This is a genomic window from Bacillus sp. TH13 (genome assembly GCF_016651175.1).
In the GTDB taxonomy this organism is placed as follows: Bacteria; Bacillota; Bacilli; order Bacillales; family Bacillaceae_G; genus Bacillus_A; species Bacillus_A thuringiensis_S.
Genome location: NZ_JAEKEJ010000005.1, coordinates 1 through 4,519 on the forward strand (window position 1 = coordinate 1; position 4,519 = coordinate 4,519).

The following is a 4,519-nucleotide window of genomic DNA, read 5'->3' on the forward strand; positions in this document are numbered from 1 at the left end:
GTAGAAACATATAAAACAAACAATTTATATATCAAAATCACCTTTAGGTATAAGTTTACCTCCAATTTGTTGAACAGATTTTTTTTGTAGATATTATAGTCTTCAATAACTCCCTCATTTGTACATGTTCATTTGAAAAAATATCATCTTGATCTAAAGATAATTCTCTCAATTCAACTTCTAAACTATCTAAAACCTTTTCAACTTTTAAAACAAAACCTAATTCTCGTTCCATTTTTTCCTCCCCTTTCATTTCTATTAATTTATCAATACAATCACCACAAACAAAATCATAATCTCCAAACTCTTCACCATGACCTACAGCAAAAACCATTTTACAAATTGGACATTCAATTGGTTCATTTCGTTTGTCATAACACTTTTCACAAAGTCGTTCATTACTATTAACTATAAAAGGATCACCAATTTTAGTAACCAAATCATCACATTCATCACAAAAATATCTAGATATCCCCATAGATAATCACATTTCCTTTACTATTCATAATTAAATAAATATGTATAATCAATAAATTTCTTGTCTATCCTTAATAATGCGTAAGGATTTCCGGAAATCTTCATACATACGCCACGAATAATATAAAGCGAACGTTCGCCACTTATATAAGGGTTATATTTTTCTTACCGTAATATCGATTAAGGATAGAAAAATTACCTTAGCTCAAAAACAGGCATGTTTTTGGGCTATTCGTGTTGTTACATCATAAATATCCTGTCTCAATCTAACACTAACTCATCCTTATATTCTATAGCCTTTATCATAGAACCAATTTCAGCTTTATTATAACGGCTTGAATCAACATCAAAATCATATAATTTATCATTTGTATAAACCTTCAACGAATACTTTGTAGAGCTAATAAAAGTAGCACCACCACCAGTTGAACTAGTTCTTTTCTTTTTATCTACAACAAGAACCTCTCTATTCACTCCTTCAGCAAGTTGTTTTTCTCTATCTTGAAACACACTATAAGTCCCCAAAAAGAGTAAAAAAACAAAAGCAACACAACAACCATAGAACGTAAATTTCTTCAAAAAAATCAACTCATTCCATTCTTAAATTTCACCTTGTTCTTCATACTTGCGTTTCTTCTCCTGGATCAGAGCAAGTATAAATGTATTACGATTATATTTTTTAAATGGTAAATTATTTTCTCTAGCAATTGTCATCCTTCTATCATTCTCAATGTCTACAATCTCTTCAATTAATTCTATTTCACTAGGCGTAAACGTAAATTGATAATTCTTTTTCTTTTCTTTTTTATCTTTCAAAGTCATTTAAAATACCTCCAAACAATTATCTTAAATTCATAATATAATAAAACCGTATTAAAATCAACGATAATAATACGGTTTTATTAAAAATAATACTATTTTTTATTCAATTAGAATTAACAGATTTATCTTTTTTATCTCTAGTAAATATATACAAAAGAAAATACATGCAAGAAAAATGCAAACTAACAAATATAAAGCATATAAAACATAGCAAGAAATTAAACTCATAAACTCCAACTATTTTAGATATACCAGCTACATGAATACCTAAACCAAACATAATCAATATAAAATTAATAATATCACCAAAATTTACATTGATCGTAAATCTAGTTTTAGTCATCTTTTCAGTAAACACAATTATTTATCCTTTCCACTATTAGATACCATTTTATCTATAAACGGTCTAACGATCCCCATCATAAAATAAAAAGTAGCTACACCCATTAATGAAACTAGAAATACATCTAAATTAGTTAAATTCATTTTCGGTAAATTAATGGCCATGTTACAAATTACATAAGCAAATATACACATATCAAAAATCAATAAAACTAAATTTTTAAAACCAAATTTAAATTCAGCAAACACAATATCACTTATCCTTTCTATTCTTAAATATATACTTATCAATAAACAGTCTACCAACTGCAAATCCAAAATAAATCATAACTATAGATAATAAAGTAGCTACAAACATATTAAAGCTATTTAAATTAGTTTTAGGTAAACTAACCACCATATAATAAACAATCAAAGATACCGAAATTAAATCAACAATCAATACCCACAAGTTTCTAGTATTCAATTTAAACTCAGCAAACATAACATCACTTATCCTTTCCATTCCAAAAAGATTTACTTTCCATTAACTTATCTAGAGCAAATTCTTTTTGAAGTCTCATTTCATTCGATAAAATTGTTTTTTTATGCCATAAAGCATGGATTAAAATACATGTTATATAAAAATTTATAAAAGGTTGTATAAATTCCGATTCCCTTATATACATAAACAAAAAATAAAACACAATATTATTTATCCTTTCTACGTTTATAAAACAATAGCAACATCAAAAGAACAAAGCCTACAGAGGCTATAAGAAGCCCATACTCAGGCTCTTTTATCACATAAGGTAAAAACTTAGACTTCATAAAAAACTCTTCATTCGTAGGCATATACTCGCTCATTCTGATACCGTTTCCTTTGATATAGTTTCTTTTATCGCTTTATAAAAACAATACAATGATATACACCAAAAACCATAAATAATTACACTATCCATCTATATCAACTCTCTTAAATTTAGATATTTTATAAGTATTAATAAACAACATAATCCGATTTAAAATCAAATAAACTGTAATCGGATAAAGTAGCAACACAATAACTTCAAATAGAATCAACTTCTTCAATCCTTTCAATCGTTACTACTACTTGTAATAGTTGTAATTAACGCAACATCTATCGAATCCTTATTACTACTAGAAGAACCACTATAAGTTGATTTACCAACAACCATTCGTTTCATTATCACTAATGACATTAAAACCATAAAACAAGCGCCCCATATCCATAAAAACGACCAAAATAAATTAATTAAAACATCGAAATCGTTCATTTAAATCCCCCAAATCGAATGATATGACATATAACCAAGAGCAACAAACACAATACATCCAAACACATTTAAAGACGATAGAAGCAAAAATGAGAGCTTCATATTTCTAAAAAATTTCTTTATATTATCAACGAATAAACAAATTGTATAACCGACACACAACCAACTTAAAACAAAAAATAATATCATCATATAATCACCTTTTATTTTTTTCTAAGAGAAGCCATAAATCACACAGGGATCATTATGGCATCACATCATGTTTTAACTTATAAATAATATAAAATGCTAATGAAATACCAACGGCAAACGCTAACGCAAACCATAATTGAGAAAACATAACTCCTGTACCATCCGAAACATCTTGAAGACTATATGTACTTTCAATAATTGGTATTGTATTTGTATCAGGAATCCCGAACGCTGCAAGACTCAACTCACTAGCATTTCCCGAACGGTCAACCGCTTGAACTTGTATTTTATATTTTCTTTTATTCTCTAATTTTTTAACCGTAAAATTAGTAGAAGAAATCAAATCACTATTAATCTTCTCACCATCTACATAGACGTTATATCCCGCTAAATCTTTATCAGGCACTTTATCCCAAGAAGCAATTAAAGCACCATTAGAAGGCTTAGCAACAACATTTGACGGCACTTGTGGTGGAATATCATCTTTTTCCTCTAAAGTCTTTACAGATACATTAACAGGAGTAGAATCATTTTTATCCTTATCAACTGCAACCACACCAAAATTGTATTCTGTTAACGGTTCAAGCCCCTTTACTATAAATTCTTCTTCTAAACCAATTTCAGCTATTTTCTTTCCATTTTTCAAAATCTTATATCCTGCTAAATCATCATCACTAGGCTTTTTCCATTTTAATTTCACTGTTTTATCAGTCGGTTCAGACTTTAAAAACGAAACTGGATTTGGAGGGATTTTTTTAGGGTCAATTAACGTACTTATATTACTTTCATCCACTAAAATCTCTGTATCCTTATATAAAGAAACAACTTTAAATTTATAAGTATTATTATCTTTCAAATCACCTACAGTATAAGAAGTTGAATCCTTATCAACAGTAGCAACAACTTCATTATCTTTATATATTTTGACACCATTAAATGAAACATCTGAAGGATTTTCCCAATTAAAGAACACAGAATTAACCGATGGTGTATTTTTTAAATTCGTGATTTGTGGAACATATTCACTTCCATATACTTTAAACTCAAATAAATTAACTACACCTTTTAACTCTATAAAACTAACACCTTTAATTTTTCTTTCTTCTCTATGTACATCTCCATAATCACTAGAACCTATATAAGGAAATTTATATTCAGTTGATTTATAAAGCACTTCATTTTTAGCATTGTACATAGTCACCGTAAGATTACCAGCACTAGCATATCTATTTTTACCACGTATATAAAAGCCATCAACATCATAAGCTCCACGCAAATTAATAGTTGTTGCATTACCACTTAAATTCGTATTCGCATTAAATTTACCTGCAATAATATCAAACCTCTCAGCACTAGCAAAACTAGGCAAAACAGATAAACACATAACCATAATCAAAGAAAAAACCGCT

7 protein-coding genes are annotated in these 4,519 nt (G+C 28.3%); all 7 read right to left on the reverse strand.

Annotated features, from left to right (window positions below):
* Positions 1-55 precede the first annotated feature (55 nt).
* Positions 56-478 (reverse strand): hypothetical protein, encoded by a 423-nt coding sequence (locus JFU02_RS01655; RefSeq protein ID WP_201069492.1) that lies wholly within the window; start codon positions 476-478, stop codon positions 56-58.
* A 260-nt stretch (positions 479-738) separates the two neighbouring features.
* Positions 739-987: a hypothetical protein gene (locus tag JFU02_RS01660; protein ID WP_242488009.1), complete on the reverse strand. Its 249-nt coding sequence runs from the start codon at positions 985-987 to the stop codon at positions 739-741.
* A gap of 90 nt (positions 988-1,077) precedes the next feature.
* Positions 1,078-1,299 carry a hypothetical protein gene (locus tag JFU02_RS01665; protein WP_012477671.1) on the reverse strand — a complete coding sequence of 74 codons (222 nt, stop codon included), beginning with the start codon at positions 1,297-1,299 and terminating at the stop codon, positions 1,078-1,080.
* Between the two features lie 360 nt (positions 1,300-1,659).
* Complete coding sequence (locus tag JFU02_RS01670) at positions 1,660-1,890, reverse strand: hypothetical protein (protein WP_201069494.1); 231 nt, start codon at positions 1,888-1,890, stop codon at positions 1,660-1,662.
* A gap of 4 nt (positions 1,891-1,894) precedes the next feature.
* Entirely contained in the window at positions 1,895-2,125 is a 231-nt protein-coding gene (locus JFU02_RS31790; protein ID WP_207193668.1) for a hypothetical protein, read from the reverse strand.
* A gap of 592 nt (positions 2,126-2,717) precedes the next feature.
* Positions 2,718-2,918 (reverse strand): hypothetical protein, encoded by a 201-nt coding sequence (locus JFU02_RS01675; RefSeq protein ID WP_201069495.1) that lies wholly within the window; start codon positions 2,916-2,918, stop codon positions 2,718-2,720.
* A gap of 244 nt (positions 2,919-3,162) precedes the next feature.
* The coding region (locus JFU02_RS01680; protein ID WP_207193669.1) for a fibronectin type III domain-containing protein at positions 3,163-4,519 on the reverse strand (1,357 nt) is incomplete at its 5' end.

Coding starts and splice junctions, on each gene's coding strand:
- JFU02_RS01655 (WP_201069492.1), bottom strand. CDS start 478: ATGGGGATATCTAGATATTTTTGTGATGAATGTGATGATTTGGTTACT.
- JFU02_RS01665 (WP_012477671.1), bottom strand. CDS start 1,299: ATGACTTTGAAAGATAAAAAAGAAAAGAAAAAGAATTATCAATTTACG.
- JFU02_RS31790 (WP_207193668.1), bottom strand. CDS start 2,125: ATGTTTGCTGAGTTTAAATTGAATACTAGAAACTTGTGGGTATTGATT.
- JFU02_RS01675 (WP_201069495.1), bottom strand. CDS start 2,918: ATGAACGATTTCGATGTTTTAATTAATTTATTTTGGTCGTTTTTATGG.